Source organism: Ottowia thiooxydans DSM 14619 (genome assembly GCF_000422885.1).
GTDB lineage: Bacteria > Pseudomonadota > Gammaproteobacteria > Burkholderiales > Burkholderiaceae_C > Ottowia > Ottowia thiooxydans.
In genome coordinates, this window is sequence record NZ_KE383943.1 from 497,496 (window position 1) to 515,102 (window position 17,607).

The following is a 17,607-nucleotide window of genomic DNA, read 5'->3' on the forward strand; positions in this document are numbered from 1 at the left end:
TAGGCGTCATGCCGCGAAAGAGGTGGCCGATGGGGCAAGCAATGGCATGGGCACTCTGCTTGATCTCATCGCGCCCGGCGCCGGTTGCGCAGAAGAAGGATGATGAACACGGCTGCTGCGGCTGCGCTGGTGTGACCGCTGTAGGCCACTAACCCCAAGGCCCAGCCCATCGTTGCCACCGCAGCCCAGAGCGCCGCAACTAGAAGTGCCCACCCCACGATGCGGAGATTGCGAGTGATTGCAGCTGGCAAAGCATGCCCCAGCACATCGTCCTGCGCCCGGTCTGTAGCCATTGCCAATGCCGCAAAAGCTGGCAGGCACAGCATGAATATGAGCAGGTGGGTCATGCAGCCTCTCCTACCAACACGGTACTTTTACGAACTGGCTTGGTCTTGGGTTTGTGCCTTGCGGTGCGCACAGCGAGCACCGCATGCACGGCGGCCAGTGCCAGCAGAGTCATCTCCAATCCGGCGAATACCCAATCGCCCTCGGCTACGCTTCGCCATATTGGTCGGTCTGTCGTCAATAGATTGACTATTGGCAAGAGTGCCAGTGTTGCAGTGCCGGCCCACAGCAGTTCAATCCAAGCCCGTTTGGCCGGTCGTGCCAATGCCCAAATCAGCGTCAAGCCCCAGATGATGAAGAAGCCGTGGATTTCCCAGTCGCCGCGCTGCCTTATTTCAAGCGGCATGAGCCGATTGACCCACAACATGCCTGCCATAGCGATTGAAAGACCGGCGATCGCGCAAATGTTCAACCGCTCCACGAGCCAGAAACCGAAATACGGTCTATCCGGATTGGGCAGTTTTACGCGGCGCTTGACGGTCCACAGAACCAAGCCCGTACCGACCATGGCAGTGCCGGCCAGGCTGACCAGAAAATACAGCCAGCGCATGACCGGATCAGCAAACCGCGCCAGATGCAAACCGTAGAGCACGCCCTGAGTGCTGGCCGCTGCCCCGGAAGAATCTTTGGCGGTCAGCAACTTGCCGGATACGCCGTCGAACAGCAGATAGTGGGGTGTGGTCGAAACACGCTGAGCCTGTTGGCGCACCACCACGATCCGTGCCTGGGCATCACCCGCGTTGCTCACCTGTACCGCACCGACACCCCCGGCGCCCCAGCGTTGCTCTCCCTGCCGGACAAAAGCTGCCAGTGGTTTCAGGGCGGCCTCTTGACCGGCAGGTTTGCCCGGAGGCAGGAAAAATCGCATTTCGCTTGTCACGGCCTGCCGCTCAGGCGTTTTTAGCGTTTGCAGGCCCCAGGGCATGTACAGAACCATGAGCGTAATCAACCCACTCCAGGTGATCATGAAATGAAAAGGCAAGCCGAAGACTGAAAGTGCTGTGTGCGCGTCCAACCAGCTACGCTGGCCCTTGCCACCACGGAAGGTAAAGAAGTCTATGAAAATCTTCTTGTGCGTGATGACCCCGGAAACGATGGCCACCAGCATGAACATGGCGCAAAAACCGGCAATCCAACGACCCCATAGAGGGGACATGTAGTGAAGGTTGAAGTGGAAGGTGTAGAAGAAGTCGCCGCCCCGGGTGTCGCGCGCGTCGAGTTTCTCGCCAGTCGCGGGATCGAACACGCCATTGCCAAAGCCCCGGCGTCCGGATTTCCCATCTCGCCAAAGAGCTGTTGCTGCCGGGTTGCGATCCGTTGGAAGGTTGACGCTGAATTGCGTGGTGCCCGGTGAGCGCGCCAGGATGGCATCGGCGATGCGCTGTGCCGTCTCGCCTGGATCGACGTTTGCTGCCGCAGCCGGAAGTTCCGGACGCATGTAGTGTGAGATCTCGTCTTTGAAGTAACTCACCGTGCCAGTGAGGAACATGGCATACAGAATCCACCCTGCGAGCAGGCCAGTCCAGATATGCAAGTCCGACATGGTCTGACGAATCCCGCGTGGGTCGGGCTCGGTACCTGGGTTCAAGCGTAATTGGCTCATGCGGCGACTCCTCGCCACACTCCCAGGTACGCGCCCACCAGTAAGGGCAATGCGGCGATCAGCAGTCCGATCCAGGCACGCCGCGCCGAGCGCACCGCGAATACCCAGATTACCGCGCCTGTATAGACGAGAAAGCTAGCCATCATTCCGGTAAAAACGGTCTCGGGCGCTGGCATCGGTAGTACCCTGGCAGCTACCGAAGCCAGCGCCGCCAATGAATAGCCTCCGATTACAGCCGCTAGGACTCGTGAAACCAGCGGCGCCACAGTCTTTAACATCATGGTTGCCATGATTGAAAAGTCATCGCCTGACGTCTTTCTGATGACCAGGTTTAGAAATCCACCGTGGCGGACAGGGCGAAAGTGCGCGGCGCACCTAAGCCGCCCGAAAGGCCTGAGTCGCCAGAGCCGCCCCACGAACCGCCCCAATAAGCCTTGTTGGTGAGGTTGTCTATGCCGGCGCGCAGCACCACTGCATGGCCTGCTACCTTGGTGGCATAGCGCGTGCCGATGTTCACCGTGGTGTAGGGCGAGAGCGCCAGGCGGTTGTCCGCCGTTGCATAGCGTTTGCTGGCGTAGTTGATAAGGCCGGTTAGAGTCAGGCCCGGCGCGCCAGGCACATCGTATTCAGCAGCCAGGCGAGCGACGATCTTAGGCACACCGGTCACTTGGTTGCCGTTGTTTCTGCCGAGCAATTGCTTTTGCAAGGTTGCATCCAGGTAGGTCAACCCACCCATCAGGCGCAAGCCGCGCTGCGCTTCGCCGAACACATTGAGCTCCAGGCCGCGGTTTTGTTGCTCACCATTGGCCGCGAAGATGTTGGTGACAGGGTCGGTGTAAGTGCTGGGTCGGGAAATTTGAAATAGCGCCGCCGTGGCTGCGAAACGGCCGAAGTCGTACTTGGCCCCGATCTCGTACTGCTTTGTCTTGGTAGGGGCCAGTACTTCATTGGCATTGGCTGCCGTGGCTGGCGCAGTGCTGCCCTGGGTCAGACCCTGGATGTAGCTTCCGTAGACGGAAAATTGTGGCGAAACTTTGAAGAGCAGTGCAGCCGAAGGCGAGAGCGCTGATTTATCGTAGCTAACTGTACTCACACCCGTGGTGCTGATGCTGGTGTTCTTGACGGATTGGTGACGTACTCCAAGAGTCAACTGCACGGTGTCATTCAGAAAGGACATGCGATCAGCCAACGCGACACTGCTCATTTCATTCTTCGAGGAGATTGGAATGTCACTGGTAGAAAACGCGCTCACATTCGGTATGTTGCCAAACTGAAGGTTGTAGAGGTTGAGGCGTCTCAGGAAGTCCGGATCGGTTGAGTTCCGAATATTGCGAACCCCGCCCTTGTTCTCGTAAGTCGTGGCCGCCACTGACCAGGCGTGGCCCACCGGGCCGGTAGTGGTTTGGCCTTGCACTCCAATCTCTCCCGAATTCAACTTGGCCAGGCTGTATTGGCGAATCAGTGACGTGGAGATGTCCCCTGCATCGTTCAGCAAGCTCGACTGGGCGATCAGCGCGTCGTAGTTGGCGTCCCTGTGGCCATAAGCGGCGTAGGCTGTGATCTTGTCTGTGATGTCCCACTCGGCACGTGCTATGGCCGCAGTGGTGGTATTGATGTTGAAGAGCCAGGGGGCGGCCAGATTGGTGTCCCCCCTGAAGGGGACGGGTAAGCGTGTGACCGCGGTGGCGATGGAGTTAAGACCGAAATAATCAATCCCATCGAGTCGCTCGCGTTGGCGGTAGATATCGGCCGACAGGCGCACGCGGTCACCGCGCCAGTCCAAGCCTAGCGACCCCAGTGTCATCTTGTGCTTTTGATCATCCACCGCGGTGTTTCCATCCCGGTACACCCCGTTGAATCGCAAGCCAAACTGCTTGTTCTCTCCAAAACGCCGTCCCACATCAGCATGTACGCCGAACTGGCTATCGGAAGCGTAGCTCGTGGTCAGTCGTGTGAGTGGTTCTTCACCAGCACGTTTGGGGACGATGTTGACGCCACCGCCCACTGTGCCGTTGGGGGGCATGCCCTTGAGCATGGCGGAAGGGCCTTTGAATACTTCTACGCGCTCGGCCATTTCGGTGGAACTGCGCATGTACGGTGCCATGCCGGCCAGTCCGTTGAAGGTCATATCAAACGCGGTCACGTTGAAGCCGCGCATCAGGAAGGATTCCTGGATGCCACGGGTTTGTGCCACGTAAACCGAGGCATCGGTAGCACTGATCACGCTCCCGATGTCCTTGGCTTGGGTGTCCTCAATACGCTGCTCGGTATAGGACGCTACGGAGAACGGAGTGTCCATGAAGTCCATATTGCCCAGCATGCCGATCCGGCTGCCACGTGCTACCTGACCTCCCGCGTACGCCTCCGGCAGATCGCTGGGGCGCACCGCTGACGCCGTGATCGTCACTTCCCGCAAACCCCGTTCCTGGGTAGCCGCCGCTGGAACGGTCGCACTTGCTACCCTTGAGTTTCTCCGCAATGAGTAGCCACCGCCCGACTGCGCAAGCGCCTCGATGCCGCTACCTTCCAGCAGCTTTACCAATCCGTCTCTGATGCCGAAGTTGCCGTTAACTCCTCGGGTTGTGAGGCCTGCAATGAGCGAAGCATCGTAGGAGAGGTTCACACCTGCAGCACGCGCGAAGCGGTCCAGTGCTATATCAAGCGGACCTTCAGAGATGGCAAAGCTCTTGACGGTATCACTTTGGGGCAGGGCAGTGGCGTTGGCAGAATTGGCGCCTGATGCCTGGGCATGGGCTTGCTCCGGCACGGCGGCGGCGCTAACAGCCAGGCTGCCTGCCAACAGGCCTTGAAGCGCCACAGCGAGTACGGTCGGCCGTGTACGGATGTCCTCGATCTCAGGATTAGTCGTGGCGTGTGCCGGCACGGCGCGGCGGCCCAGGCTTCGGGTGGTGCTCATTTCGTTCGCTTCCTCAGGTAGATTCAAAACGCTCCTACTTGGTAGGCCGCATCAGAATCAAAATCCCCTCAGTTACTTACGAAATTGATAGTTCCTGCCCGGAGAAACCGTCCAATCCACATGGTTTGGTGGATCACTGAAGCCGGGGCGTGCAGCCCTTGCTGATCCAAAGTTGGACCGTGAGCGTCGATGTGGCCAGGATATGGGTACGCCCATACTCTTTATTTGTATTGTTCTAGATACATTGGTGCAAACACGAATACCAAAAACAATGCGCTCGGGTGATGATGGCCGCTGCTGGGATGCAAGGGCGTATTCCGTTTGTGTGGTGGGGGATGTATTGGATATATCCCCCGTAGCACTAGGCGGCGCTTCAAAACATCTAAGGACGTACACCAAAGGAGAAGATCATGGCAAAGAAAGCACCCACACTAGACCTGAAATTCGCATTTGATGCGAGCGTGATGACGCGTCGTCGTGTCGTGCTTGGGGCTACGGCCATTGCATTGGCCGGTGGCGCGCGTGGGCAAGGCAACAATGCACCGATACGGATACTTGTGGGTGCGCCAGCAGGTGGCTCGACCGACAAACTGGCCCGATCGCTCGCGCTCAGCATGGGGCCGGCGCTGGGTCGTACTGTCATCGTTGAGAACAGGCCGGGAGCAGGTGGCAACATTGCTGCGGATGCGGTGGCCAAGGCCGCACCCGATGGCAACACGCTGCTGTTGAGCTTTACCAGCCACGCAATCAATGCCACGCTCTATCCTTCGCTGCCCTTTGATCCAGTGAAAGATTTCACTGCGCTCACTTGTGTGGCGACTTCACCTTCGATTCTTGTTGCACATCCATCGTTGCCTGTGAAGGACTTACAAGAGCTCATCGCGCTTGCCAAGGCGAAGCCAGGCCAGCTCAACTTCGCCATCGGCTCGCTGGGATCATCGCTACACATGGCTGGCGAAGCCTTCAAGATGCAATCCGGCGTGGATATTGTGAATATCCCCTACAAGGGTACTGCGCCTGCAGTGCAAGACGTACTCGGTGGGCAGGTGCAGCTTATGTTTGCGGCGGTGGGCAATGTCAATACGCAGCTCCAGGCTGGAAAGCTCAAGGCGCTGGGGGTGACCAGTACGAAGCGCCTGCCTGCGTTTCCCGATGTGCCAGCTATTGCGGAAACTCTGGCAGGGTATGAGTCCAGTGCGTGGTTTGGTCTTTTTGGTCCGGCTAATATGCCTGCAGCCAGGGCCAAACAGATATCCGATGCGGCCCGCCAAGCGCTGCAGCAGCCTGATATGCGCCAACGTCTTGAGACCGAGGGCGCGTTGCCTGTGGGAAATACGCCCGAGCAGTTCTCCGCCTTTGTGCAAAGTGAAATCACTCGCTGGGCCAAGGTGGTCAAATTCTCGGGAGCGAAGCCGGAGTGACGGGGCACGACACCAAATCTTCCCCTAATCTGGCTCCACCTGCACCCACCAGCGCGTGCGGTAGGTAACGTGAATGGGCTGAGTCTGCATGAGGAACTGCAAGGCTTGGTCGGTGTCCTTGATGTGGAACAGGCCCGAGACACGCAGCTCAGCCACGCGTGGGTCGCAGACGATGCGGCCGTGCCGGTAGCGCTCCATCTCGGCCAACAGAGCTTGTAGACGGATGTTCTTGCCAGCAATAACGCCCTCAGCCCAGTCGTCGTCCCCAAATCCTTGGGACTCGGCTATCCGAGTGCCATCCTGGCTGAGAAAGCGGATTTCACCCACGGACACAACCGCAGGCATGTCGCCGCTTGATGTGTGTTGCGCTGGGTGCAAGGCCACGGCGCCTTCCTGTACGCCAACGCGAGCCCTTTTTTCCTCAAGCCGCACGGTGAATCGAGTTCCCAGCGCTTGCATGCCACCGAAGGGTGTGTGAACCCAGAACGGACGCCTTTCACCCAAGTGGCTCGCTGCGTCGGAGTCGGGGCCGGTCACGACAAGCATCTCGCCGCGTCGCAGGGTAATGCGGCGGCTGGTTCCAGACAAATCAATGCTGATGGCGCTGTCAGTGTTGAGCACAACGACCGTACCGTCCTCAAGGCGCATTCTCTTCTGCTCCCCCACTCCGGTGCTGGCGTCAGCCAGCACACGTTGCCAGGGGGCGTGCTCTCGAGTCAGCCAGCCAGCAGCCGCAGTGATGCCAGCTCCCGCAAGCAGTTTTACGGTCTTGCGGCGGTTGCTGGAGCGTCTGTCTCGTAAGCTCTGCACCGCCTGAAGAGCATCACGTGCCAATTTGGTTGGCAATGCTGATGGACTGTCCAAGCCCCCCACAGCGAACTGAAAGCCTTTGAGCCCAGTGACGCGCTGCCAGGCCGTTCCGTGCCGGGAATCAGCCCGAAGCCAATCCTCGAATGCGTGACGTTCCTTATCGTCAGGCTGGCCATAGTTCAGCCTGACGGCCCAGCCAATGGCCGCCTGGATGAGGCGCTCGGGCAACCGCTCCGCTTCCGGCACCTCGGCGTCAGGGATATCTCTCGCGCTTGTGCCGAAACTGGCCTTCATTTCACGATTCGAAGCAGATGGCATAGCAGGAGCGCAGGGCCTTGGCGATGTACCGCTCTACGGTGGCCAGAGATACCTCCAAGCGTTGCGCGATTTCCGGACAGGTCAAACCGTCTAGTTGAGCAAGCAAGAATGCCGTCCGAACGGGTGGTTTGAGCGCGTCAAGCATACGGTCGATTTCGATCAGTGCCTCCAGAAAAATCATGCGCACTTCGGCAGAGGGCACTTCGGGTTCAGGTAAGCCGGCAAGTGTTTCCAGCCAGGCCTGCTCTAGCTCCCGACGTCGCCAGTGATCTATCACCAAGCCCCGCGCGATGGTGGAAAGGTATGTACGCGGCTCATTCAGCGCCGGAAGATGAGGCCGTGCCAACATGCGTACGAAGGTATCCTGCGCTATGTCTGCGGCGTCGAAGGAATTGCCCAGTTTGCGCCGTAGCCAACCCTGAAGCCAACCATGGTGGTGGGCGTACAAAAACTCGATATCCTGCTGGTAAAGCGCGACTTCTGCGGTGCCCACGATAACCTCTCGTCAACCATTGGCCGTTAGTCAGTGATAACTGACTTTAAAGTAAATGAGAATTATTACTATTTGAAGAGATTGTAGGTCTAGTGCGCTACTGTTGTCTTTTTGAGTACTATCCGCCAATTCCGCTGAGGGAGCTGGGAACAGTTAGGCTGGGGGCCTTCTCACACTATGGCGGTGTGCGTGTCTCCAGGCCTCATGTCCAGTTGCTGAACTGGAAACCATGGGTTTGGGGGGCGATGCCTCCCAAGAGCTCTTCGCCGCCTTTCCGTGAAGAGGGAAGGCGGCGTTTCGAGAGCGTGGAGGTTCAGGCCGGAGCCTGAGTCAGTTTGGCGATCAGGGCGCTATCCGCTGGCCCAGTCACGGGAATCAACACCCGAGTCGGGTTGCCTGCAGCCACCTCTATGGAGGCGCCGTCGAGGCTTTTCATGGTTTCCAGCTTCATGGTTCGATTGCCGCTGGGGTGAATGATTTCAATCCAATCGCCCACTGCAAAGCGGTTCTTGGTTTCAACCTCTGCCCAACCTTCTGAAACGTTCTTGACTTCACCCACGTACTGGCTGCGCTGCGTGACGGAATGGCCGGTTTCGTAGTTCTGATAGTCGTTAGCTGGGCGACGCTCCAGGAAACCGCTGGTGTAGCCGCGATTGGCAAGGCCTTCCAGTTCCGTAATCAATGCTGGATTGAATGGGCGCCCGGCGACCGCGTCATCAATGGCTCGCCGGTACACCTGCGCGGTGCGCGCCACATAGTAGAGACTTTTGGTGCGGCCTTCGATCTTGAGCGAGTCCACGCCGATTTTGGTCAATTTCTCCACCAATTCAACAGCACGCAGGTCCTTGCTGTTCATGATGTACGTGCCGTGCTCATCTTCCATGATCGGCATCAGTTGGCCGGCACGGCCTTGTTCTTCGATCAGGTAAACCTTGTCGGCAGACGGGTGGCGCTCCCCATTGCCACAGCCGGAGAATGCACTTTCTTCGGCTTCTTGCTGTGCGGTGGCGAAGTTGAACCCGCTCAGACCCTCAGCTTGGGCCATGGCTTCCCCGGTGTTGGGGTCTACCTCGGCATCATGGGTTTTGTAATTCCAGCGGCAGGCATTGGTACAGGTGCCCTGGTTCGGATCGCGTCGGTTGAAGTAACCAGAGAGCAGGCAGCGGCCGGAGTAGGCGATACAGAGCGCGCCATGCACAAACACTTCCAGCTCCATGTCTGGACATTCCTGGCGGATGTGGGCTACTTCATCCAGACTTAGCTCGCGCGAGAGGATGATGCGTGCTACGCCCATCTTCTGCCAGAACTTCACTGCTGCCCAATTAGTGGTGTTGGCCTGCACAGAAAGGTGAATAGGTATGTGCGGCCATTTTTCCCGCACCATCATGATCAGCCCGGCGTCGGCCATGATCAGGGCGTCTGGGCCCAACTGCACCACGGGCTCCAGATCGCGCAGGTAAGTGCGGACCTTGTCGTTGTGCGCCAGCAGGTTGCTGGTAACAAAAAACTTCTTGCCGCGTGCGTGCGCATGCGCAATGCCGGTGGAAATCTGTTCCAGACGGAATTCATTATTTCGGGCGCGCAGGCTGTAACGAGGTTGGCCGGCGTATACCGCATCCGCGCCAAAATCATAAGCGGCGGACATTTTGTCCAGGCTGCCAGCAGGCAGTAGTAATTCGGGGGCTCTTAGCGTCATGGGTGCGTATTGTCCCCGTTCCGGAGCATTCTCGCCTGCCAATATTGTTATTGCATAGCTATAGAGTGGCTTAACATTCCCGTTTCATTGCTTATTTCGGAGGGATTGCCATGGGAATCGCGCGAATTGTTGTCTTACCCGCTCTGTCGATGCTGATAGCCGCCAGCGGCGCAGCCCACGCGCAATCGGTCAAGCCGGGCCTGTGGGACACGCGCGTTCTAAAGATGACGGTCGATGGCAAGGACATGCTCTCTCAGATGAATGCCGCCCAGGAGCAGATGCGCCAAGCTATGGCCAAGATGCCTGCGGATCAGCGCAAGAAAATGGAATCCATGCTTGGTGGGCAAGGCGGAGACGCCATGAGCTCTCGGATATGCATCTCGCCCGAGATGGCCGCCAAAGACAACGCCATGTTCCAGCAGCCACCAAATTCCGATTGCGATGCGCCCAAGTTCAACAAAAGCGGTAATCGCATGAACTTCGAGATGTCCTGCAAGCACGAGGGCGGGCGGACGGTTGCGAAAGGCGAAACCGTCTTTGGCGGAGACGAAATGAGCTCAAAGGTTGAAGCCGTGATGACCGGAGCGGGCGGCGCCAAACGCACCTCTGTGACTGAGACGCAAATGAAATTTGTGAGTGCGAACTGCGGAACGGTGAAACCCGTTGATCAACTCGTGAAAGACCTTCAGTCTCAGACTGGCCGGGCGACTGGCCCGGCTCCCGCGAAGAAGTAAGCCAGGGCGAGTTCACGGCCCATGCCGAAAAAATCACCCCCCCCGGGGCGGTGAGGCTCGTGCAGCGGGGAGCCTGAAGGCTTATTTGCATTTAAAGTCAAAACAGTTAGCCACTGCAAGACCTCTCTGGTGGCAGACTCATCCTAGGCCTGACAGAATGAGACTCTGGGCGTTGCGCGCCCCTGCCGTTTGTAGAAGGAAAACGCCATGGCTACCAAAAAATCCCACGCATTCTCTGCCACCCGTAAATCATTCAAGACCGCCTCGGGCAAGTCGGGAGAGCTTTACTCGCTGCCCGCTTTAGCGCGGAAATACCCCAACATCCATCGATTGCCGGTGTCCCTGCGCATCGTGCTGGAATCGGTGCTGCGCCATTGTGATGGCTTGAAAGTCACCACGGAGCACGTAGAGCAACTGGCCAATTGGAAGCCCAATGCGCCGCGCACTGATGAAATCCCTTTCACCGTAGCGCGTGTCGTGCTGCAGGATTTCACGGGTGTACCGCTGCTGGCTGATCTGGCTGCCATGCGCTCCACCGCACGCAGTCTGGGCAAGGACCCCAAGAAAATCGAACCACTGGTGCCTGTGGACCTGGTGGTCGACCATTCGGTAATGGTCGATTACTACGGCAAGAAAAACGCGCTTGATCTCAACATGAAGCTCGAATTCCTGCGCAACCGTGAGCGCTACGAGTTCATGAAGTGGGGCATGCAGGCCTTCGACACCTTTGGCGTGGTGCCACCGGGCTTTGGCATCGTGCACCAAGTGAATCTGGAGTACCTTGCGCGCGGCGTGCACAAGACCAAAGATGGGGTGTACTACCCCGACACTCTGGTGGGCACCGACAGCCACACCACCATGATCAACGGCATTGGCGTCGTGGGCTGGGGGGTAGGGGGTATTGAGGCAGAAGCGGCCATGCTCGGCCAACCGGTCTATTTTCTGACGCCTGATGTCGTGGGCTTCGAACTCAAAGGTCGCCTGCGAGAAGGCTGTACCGCCACCGACTTGGTGCTAACTGTCACTGAAATGCTGCGCAAAGAGAAGGTGGTTGGCAAGTTCGTGGAGTTTTTTGGAGAAGGCACACGAACGCTTTCTTTGCCTGATCGTGCCACCATTGGCAATATGGCGCCGGAGTACGGTGCGACTATGGGATTTTTCCCGGTTGATGAACGCACGATAGAGTATTTTGAAGGCACGGGCCGCACTAAAGCTGAAATCGACAATTTCCAGGCCTGGTTCAAAGCGCAGGGCCTTTTCGGAGTTCCGAAGGCGGGCGACATCGATTTTTCCCAAGTCGTCACGCTGGATCTGGGCGATGTCACGCCAAGTCTGGCGGGTCCAAAGCGGCCCCAGGACCGCATAGAAATTGGTAACGTCGCTAGTCAGTTTGGCGAGCTATTCAGCCTGCCCATGAGCGAGAACGGATTCAATCGCCCGGCGGGGGAGCTGCATAGGCGGGTGGAAGTGCGTCGCGACAATGAGCCAGACCATTTTGAACGTGCTCCGGCTACCAAACCCACACCGGCTGGTGCGCCGCGCCAAGTAGTGGAGATGGTGGCCAACAGGCCCACGCTCGAATCTGCCCTCGCTGAGGCTGATGTGATCGAGCCGGCTTCTCCCTACAGCTACAACCTGGGCAATGGTGATGTGCTGATTGCCGCCATTACCAGCTGTACCAACACCAGCAACCCCAGCGTGTTGCTCGCTGCAGGTCTGTTGGCGAAGAAAGCGGTGGAAGCGGGTCTGAAGGTTAAGCGCCACATCAAGACCTCTCTCGCCCCCGGCTCGCGCATCGTGACCGAATACCTCACGGAAACCGGCCTGCTGCCGTATCTTGAAAAGCTGGGTTTTGCGGTGGCTGGTTACGGTTGTACCACCTGTATTGGCAACGCTGGTGACTTGGCGCCTGAGCTCAACGAAACCATTTCCCGCAACGATCTTGTCTGCGCTGCCGTGCTTTCGGGTAACCGCAACTTCGAAGCCCGCATTCACCCTAACCTGAAGGCGAACTTCCTTGCCAGCCCGCCGCTGGTGGTGGCCTACGCGATTGCCGGTAACGTCATGGTCGATCTCATGACGCAGCCCGTGGGGCAAGGCAAAGGCGGAAAAGACGTGTATCTGGGCGATATCTGGCCGACAAGCGACGAGATCCAGAAGCTGCTCAAGTTCGCCATGAAAGGCAAAGCCTTCCGTGCCAATTACGCCAAGATCGCTACTGAACCAGGCAAACTATGGGAAAAAATTGAGGGCGTGACCGGCAACCTCTACAACTGGCCTGCCAGCACCTATATCGCAGAGCCACCGTTTTTCAACGGCTTCGCGCTTGAGCAGGCAGTCACTGACCAACCGGTATCTAACGCCGTGCAAGGCGCCCGAATCATGGCGCTTTTTGGAGATTCGATCACCACCGATCACATTTCTCCAGCGGGCTCCATTCGTGACACTTCCCCCGCGGGCCAATGGCTCCTGCAAAACGGCGTGCAGAAGGCCGATTTCAACAGCTATGGAGCACGCCGGGGCAATCATGAGGTGATGATGCGAGGCACTTTTGCCAATGTCCGTATCAAGAACCTGATGCTGCCAATACTGGAAGGGGGTAGCCGCGAGGAGGGCGGCTTGACCTTGCTGCAACTGCCGGGAGAGCTGCAGGGCAGCAAGCAGTTCATCTACGACGCGGCGATGCGCTACATCTCCGCCAAGGTGCCTACGGTGATTTTCGCCGGCGAAGAGTACGGTACGGGTTCCAGCCGTGATTGGGCGGCCAAAGGCACGCAACTGCTGGGTATCAAAGCCGTGGTGGCCAAGAGCTTCGAGCGCATCCATCGCAGCAATCTTGTGGGTATGGGGGTGCTTCCGCTGCAGTTCAAGGCTGGTGAGTCCTGGGAGAGCTTGGGCCTGAAAGGCGACGAGCAGATCGACATCACCCCTGCCGATGACCTTGCGCCTCAAAGCGATGCCCGTCTGGTCATTACCCGGGCCGATGGCTCCAAGCATGAAACCACGCTCACCTTGCGCATAGATACGCCCATCGAGGTTGAGTATTTCCTGAGCGGAGGCATCTTGCCGTACGTGCTCAGGCAATTGCTGGCTTAACTCAGCCTGCTCTTGAGCACGGGGGTCGGTTTCTTTGGTGCCCCTGTGTTTCGCTCCCTCTCACGCTTGCGGGAGAGACTGATGCAGGCGCGCCTACCGACTTGAGCCCCAGAACCCGCGGCCGTGAGCTGGTTTGACCCCCTCTCCCGCCTGCGGGAGAGGGTTGGGCGGGGCCGGCCAACCGGTGAGGGCTGCGGCATCCGACTGGTGCGCGGTTGGTCGAATGTTCAGACGCGTTACTTTCCCTAGCCAACCCTCATAGACTCAGTGCAGACATGTTGAAGCCCCGCCAGCACTTCTTCTAGTACAAGCCCTCAAGCAAGGCCGTGTACTCCCTTGTCACGGTTGCATTGCCCACCAGATAGCGTTGGATCTTGTGGCGCTGCTCTTCCCGGTAGCGCGAAATTTCCGCATCGTGGTTGCGCAGGACCTCCAACAAGCGCGCCGCTCCCGCTGTGACGTCGTTGTCAGGGTAGAAGTACCCCAGATCCGGGCAGAGGCTGGCGTTGTGTACCAAGGGGAAGCCCTGCCAGCACACCTCCAGGTAAAAGTAATTGAGAGGGTTCTCCCACTGGTGAGAGACCACTACATCGGTGTGCTCCGCCAGGAATTGTGGCGTGTCGTAGCGGCCCAGAAACACCGCTTTGTGCTCACGAACAATGTCCAGTTGGTTCATAAGCGCGATGAAATCCATGTTTTCACGCGCCATACGTTCGGCATTCGTGACCTGCAGGCGTTCGATGGCGTTTGGCTCTGATCTGTAGGCTTCTTCGGCTATCAAGATGGGATAAAGGCAGAATTTCACCACATCTATGTTCGGCTCAATCACTGAAATTCGCCTTGGAAGCGGGCTCCGTGGCTGGTAAACCCCAGCTTCCGGCAAGCCCTGACTCCTCTGCTCTAAAAACACAGGGCTCCAGACAAAGGGCACCACGTGGGCCGGTCTGCGGCGCAGGGTCTCAAAGAACCCTTGGCTGCTGTGCGCGACCTGCGGCACCATCCAGATGGCGTCATATGCTTGGTTCACGAACAGTTGTGAACCCCAGAGAGGCCGGTCAAATAGCACTGCCTGCATCGCATTGACATACTCAACGCCACAGCAGTAGGAAATAAGTTTGCAGCCGCGCTGATGCAAGTAATCGGTTTGCTCGGCACTAATTTGGCCGCCGAGTTCGATCACCACGTCTAACTCGTCTTTGGCTTGCTCGAACGCTCGCGTGGGCCAGCGCTGCAAATCCCAGGGGAGGGCAGGAGTAATGGGCACCGCAGTGGTATTGACCAATGTCGTGCTGGACACGTTAGGACATAGGCGCAGCGCCTCAGCCAAAAACACCGCGTTCTGCTTGATGCCGTTGTTCCACAGGGTTTCCGCCTCACTGCGCAGGCCGATGGTGATGCCCACACGCAAGCTATTTGGCGAGGTCATTGCTGCGGACGTGGCCGATAGCCGGTTAATTCCCAAAATCCTTGTTCATTGAACTTAAAACTAATCATTTCGAACGCAGTTTTTCCGTCTTTTTGATCGCTCGCAAAGTCAATATTGGCATACAGCCCGGCGGGAGGGGTTGTACTGCCGGCTGGATAAATCAAACGTACTACAGATGCCCAACGCCGCCCGGTGACATCGCCCAGTGTGGCGCGCGCCTCGCGTGTCTGTGCTTGAAATTCGCTCTGGGTGATCAGGGCTTTCATGAAGGGCGCGGCTGCCTCCCAAAGCGAGGCTTCCTGCCGGGCATCAATGCGGGCGAGTACAGCCTGAGCGGCCGTGATCAATTCGTCCGCGGATTGACTGGAGGCGGGTGCTCCAGCGGCCATGGCCGGGGATTGGAGGCACAGGGAAAACGCCAGGGCGGCGATGCCAGCCGAACGGCGGGCCATGAGCGAAGTGAATTTCATAAAAAAAGCGATGACGCTGGTGAGAAAACTACCTGAATTGTCTGGCAAACTTCGCAACTTTAAAAAAATGAGTTTTCGTGAATTTCGTCACGAATTCTCTCGCGAGTTGGCGTAAACCCTAGCCAACAAATTCGATAATAAAGAAGTAACAGAACGTGCGCGCGTCGGGCATTGCTTGTACCGCTTAAATAGGCATTTTGATGAATAAAGCATTTAGAACCCTCTGGAACGAGGCGCTGGGCGCCTGGGTAGCCGTTTCGGAAGTCGTGGTATCGCGTGGCAAGCGGTCCGGGGGAGGGCTCGTTCTCAATAGTGCAAGCGGTGCTGCCAACGAGCGTGCGCGCACGAGCGGGGGCGCGAAGCTGACGGGTACTGCGTTGGCGGTTCTTGTGCTTCTGAGTGGGCTGGGGTCCACGGGTGTGCATGCGGGTTACGTTGCGGGGAATGGCACGGCTGGTAGCACTGAAAATGGATCAACCAATATCACGATTGGTTCGCGCGGATCTGGTTCCAGTTCTGGCACTAATGCGGTCACAACAGGTGGCTCCAATGCGGTGGCCATTGGTAGCGGCGCCCAGTCGACCAGCGCCAGTACCGTTGCCATAGGCGAAGGTTCGCGGGCTACAAACACCTCTGCCGCTGCTATTGGCGATGCAGCTATTGCGAGCAACACTTATACCCTAGCCATCGGTCATGATGTCCAGGCAACGGCCAATAGCGCTGTGGCCATTGGCTCTGGAGCGCGATCGACCGGGAACGGCTCATATGCCTTGGGTAATGACGCCAACGCTGGCGGTTCATCGGCCATTGCCATTGGCGGTGGCGATGGCACTGGCGGAGGGGGTTCGAATGCAGCCGGTGGGCAGTCCATCGCCATCGGTCGAAGCTCCGCAGCTTCAGGCGCGGCGACCAATGGCATCGCGCTGGGCACCAGCGCCACTGTAAGCTTGGCAAACTCCATCGCGTTGGGCTCAGGCTCTACTGCATCGGCAGTGAGCGCGACCACTAACTGGACCGGCTCGGGCACTGTGGTTGCCGGCACGACCTTCACGGTCAACCAGGCACCAACCAACGGCGTCCTGGCGATTGGGAATCGGCAGATCCAGGGCGTGGCTGATGGCGAGGTTTCCGCCACATCGACGAATGCGATCAATGGCAGCCAACTTTTTGCAGTCGCCAGTGCGCTGGATGACAAAACGACGTCACTTTCAACGGGGTTGAGTACCAACAACTCCAGGGTGACGAGCTTGAGCACAGGCTTGAGCAACACGAATAGCTCGGTTTCGTCGTTGAGCACAGGCTTGAGCACCACCAACTCGCGTGTGACGAGTTTGAGCACGGGCTTGAGCAACACCAATAGTTCGGTGTCCAGCCTGAGCACAGGCTTGAGCAATACGAACAGTTCGGTCTCCTCACTGAGCACTGGCGTGAGCTCGCTCAGCACCGGGTTGAGTAACACCAACTCCAGTGTTTCGAGCCTGAGTACGGGCCTGAGCAACACGAACAGCTCAGTTTCCTCATTGAGCACCGGTGTCAGCTCTCTCAGCACTGGGTTGAGCAATACCAACAGCTCGGTCTCTTCTTTGAGTACTGGTGTTAGTTCGCTCAGCACGGGTCTGAGCAATACAAACAGCTCCGTCTCCTCGCTGAGCACTGGTGTGAGCTCGCTCAGCACAGGTTTGAGCAACACGAACAGCTCGGTCTCATCGCTCAGCACAGGAGTGAGCTCACTCAGCACGGGCCTGAGCAACACCAACAGTTCGGTTTCTAGCCTGAGCACCGGGCTGAGCAATACGAATAGCTCGGTCTCGTCGTTGAGCACGGGCGTGAGTTCGCTCAGCACAGGTTTGAGCAACACGAACAGCTCGGTCTCATCGCTCAGCACAGGAGTGAGCTCACTGAGTACGGGTCTGAGCAATACCAATAGTTCGGTATCTAGCCTCAGTACTGGCGTCAGCTCTCTCAGCACAGGGTTGAGCAATACGAACAGTTCGGTCTCTTCGTTGAGCACTGGCGTGAGCTCGCTCAGCACCGGGTTGAGTAACACCAACTCTAGCGTTTCGAGCTTGAGTACGGGCCTGAGCAACACGAACAGCTCTGTCTCGTCGCTGAGCACGGGTCTGAGTACGACCAATTCTCGTGTGACCAGTTTAAGTACTGGGTTGAGCAACACAAACAGTTCTGTTTCGTCCCTGAGCACTGGTGTGAGTTCGCTCAGTACGGGCCTGAGCAACACCAATAGTTCGGTGTCCAGCCTCAGCACTGGGCTGAGCAATAC

The 17,607-nt window shown here is 58.0% G+C and carries 13 protein-coding genes; 4 read left to right on the top strand and 9 right to left on the bottom strand.

Translation table 11 applies throughout. The annotated features are described in order from the left end of the window. Positions 1 to 65: 65 nt before the first annotated feature. Genes G518_RS0131565 through G518_RS37895 form a run of 4 tightly spaced genes read right to left on the bottom strand, consistent with a single transcriptional unit; the run spans position 66 to position 4,865 of the window. Positions 66 to 347: a DUF3325 family protein gene (locus tag G518_RS0131565; RefSeq protein WP_028605880.1), complete on the bottom strand. Its 282-nt coding sequence runs from the start codon at positions 345 to 347 to the stop codon at positions 66 to 68. Continuing rightward, positions 344 to 1,948 (bottom strand): PepSY-associated TM helix domain-containing protein, encoded by a 1,605-nt coding sequence (locus G518_RS0131570; RefSeq protein WP_028605881.1) that lies wholly within the window; start codon positions 1,946 to 1,948, stop codon positions 344 to 346. Before G518_RS0131570 ends, G518_RS0131565 begins: the two co-directional genes overlap by 4 nt. Beyond that, a complete protein-coding gene (locus G518_RS0131575) occupies positions 1,945 to 2,229 on the bottom strand; it encodes a DUF3649 domain-containing protein (protein WP_425414321.1) in 285 nt (94 codons plus the stop codon). Before G518_RS0131575 ends, G518_RS0131570 begins: the two co-directional genes overlap by 4 nt. A 50-nt stretch (positions 2,230 to 2,279) precedes the next feature. Next, entirely contained in the window at positions 2,280 to 4,865 is a 2,586-nt protein-coding gene (locus G518_RS37895) for a TonB-dependent receptor (protein ID WP_051237618.1), read from the bottom strand. A gap of 464 nt (positions 4,866 to 5,329) precedes the next feature. Between G518_RS37895 and G518_RS0131585 the strand changes: the two genes are divergently transcribed. Continuing rightward, positions 5,330 to 6,286 (top strand): tripartite tricarboxylate transporter substrate binding protein, encoded by a 957-nt coding sequence (locus G518_RS0131585; protein WP_028605883.1) that lies wholly within the window; start codon positions 5,330 to 5,332, stop codon positions 6,284 to 6,286. Between the two features lie 24 nt (positions 6,287 to 6,310). On the opposite strand, the gene G518_RS0131590 is transcribed toward G518_RS0131585, so the two are convergent. From G518_RS0131590 to trhP, 3 genes are all read right to left on the bottom strand, one after another. Continuing rightward, the gene (locus G518_RS0131590; protein ID WP_051237619.1) at positions 6,311 to 7,390 is read right to left on the bottom strand and encodes a FecR domain-containing protein; all 1,080 of its coding nucleotides are present in this window, start codon (positions 7,388 to 7,390) and stop codon (positions 6,311 to 6,313) included. A 1-nt stretch (position 7,391) separates the two neighbouring features. After that, the gene (locus G518_RS0131595) at positions 7,392 to 7,907 is read right to left on the bottom strand and encodes a sigma-70 family RNA polymerase sigma factor (RefSeq protein ID WP_028605885.1); all 516 of its coding nucleotides are present in this window, start codon (positions 7,905 to 7,907) and stop codon (positions 7,392 to 7,394) included. Positions 7,908 to 8,220: 313 nt separating this feature from the next. Next, a complete protein-coding gene (gene trhP / locus G518_RS0131600) occupies positions 8,221 to 9,603 on the bottom strand; it encodes a prephenate-dependent tRNA uridine(34) hydroxylase TrhP (RefSeq protein WP_028605886.1) in 1,383 nt (460 codons plus the stop codon). A gap of 110 nt (positions 9,604 to 9,713) precedes the next feature. On the opposite strand from trhP, the gene G518_RS38980 reads away from it, so the two are divergent. Both G518_RS38980 and G518_RS0131610 read left to right on the top strand, forming a co-directional pair. Beyond that, entirely contained in the window at positions 9,714 to 10,337 is a 624-nt protein-coding gene (locus G518_RS38980) for a DUF3617 domain-containing protein (protein ID WP_051237620.1), read from the top strand. Positions 10,338 to 10,544: 207 nt separating this feature from the next. Further along, complete coding sequence (locus G518_RS0131610) at positions 10,545 to 13,433, top strand: aconitate hydratase (protein WP_028605887.1); 2,889 nt, start codon at positions 10,545 to 10,547, stop codon at positions 13,431 to 13,433. A 301-nt stretch (positions 13,434 to 13,734) separates the two neighbouring features. On the opposite strand, the gene G518_RS0131615 is transcribed toward G518_RS0131610, so the two are convergent. Continuing rightward, the gene (locus G518_RS0131615; protein ID WP_028605888.1) at positions 13,735 to 14,859 is read right to left on the bottom strand and encodes a DUF2827 domain-containing protein; all 1,125 of its coding nucleotides are present in this window, start codon (positions 14,857 to 14,859) and stop codon (positions 13,735 to 13,737) included. Continuing rightward, positions 14,856 to 15,329, bottom strand: coding sequence for a DUF4019 domain-containing protein (locus tag G518_RS0131620; protein ID WP_156909619.1), 474 nt, complete (start codon positions 15,327 to 15,329; stop codon positions 14,856 to 14,858). The genes G518_RS0131615 and G518_RS0131620 overlap by 4 nt, the downstream gene beginning before the upstream one ends. Positions 15,330 to 15,529: 200 nt before the next feature. Between G518_RS0131620 and G518_RS40280 the strand changes: the two genes are divergently transcribed. After that, the coding region (locus tag G518_RS40280) for a beta strand repeat-containing protein (protein WP_281170579.1) at positions 15,530 to 17,607 on the top strand (2,078 nt) is incomplete at its 3' end.

Coding starts and splice junctions, on each gene's coding strand:
- G518_RS37895 (WP_051237618.1), bottom strand. CDS start 4,865: ATGAGCACCACCCGAAGCCTGGGCCGCCGCGCCGTGCCGGCACACGCC.
- G518_RS0131590 (WP_051237619.1), bottom strand. CDS start 7,390: ATGAAGGCCAGTTTCGGCACAAGCGCGAGAGATATCCCTGACGCCGAG.
- G518_RS0131610 (WP_028605887.1), top strand. CDS start 10,545: ATGGCTACCAAAAAATCCCACGCATTCTCTGCCACCCGTAAATCATTC.
- G518_RS0131615 (WP_028605888.1), bottom strand. CDS start 14,859: ATGACCTCGCCAAATAGCTTGCGTGTGGGCATCACCATCGGCCTGCGC.
- G518_RS0131620 (WP_156909619.1), bottom strand. CDS start 15,329: ATGAAATTCACTTCGCTCATGGCCCGCCGTTCGGCTGGCATCGCCGCC.
- G518_RS0131575 (WP_425414321.1), bottom strand. CDS start 2,229: ATGATGTTAAAGACTGTGGCGCCGCTGGTTTCACGAGTCCTAGCGGCT.
- G518_RS0131570 (WP_028605881.1), bottom strand. CDS start 1,948: ATGAGCCAATTACGCTTGAACCCAGGTACCGAGCCCGACCCACGCGGG.
- trhP (WP_028605886.1), bottom strand. CDS start 9,603: ATGACGCTAAGAGCCCCCGAATTACTACTGCCTGCTGGCAGCCTGGAC.
- G518_RS0131585 (WP_028605883.1), top strand. CDS start 5,330: ATGACGCGTCGTCGTGTCGTGCTTGGGGCTACGGCCATTGCATTGGCC.
- G518_RS0131565 (WP_028605880.1), bottom strand. CDS start 347: ATGACCCACCTGCTCATATTCATGCTGTGCCTGCCAGCTTTTGCGGCA.
- G518_RS38980 (WP_051237620.1), top strand. CDS start 9,714: ATGGGAATCGCGCGAATTGTTGTCTTACCCGCTCTGTCGATGCTGATA.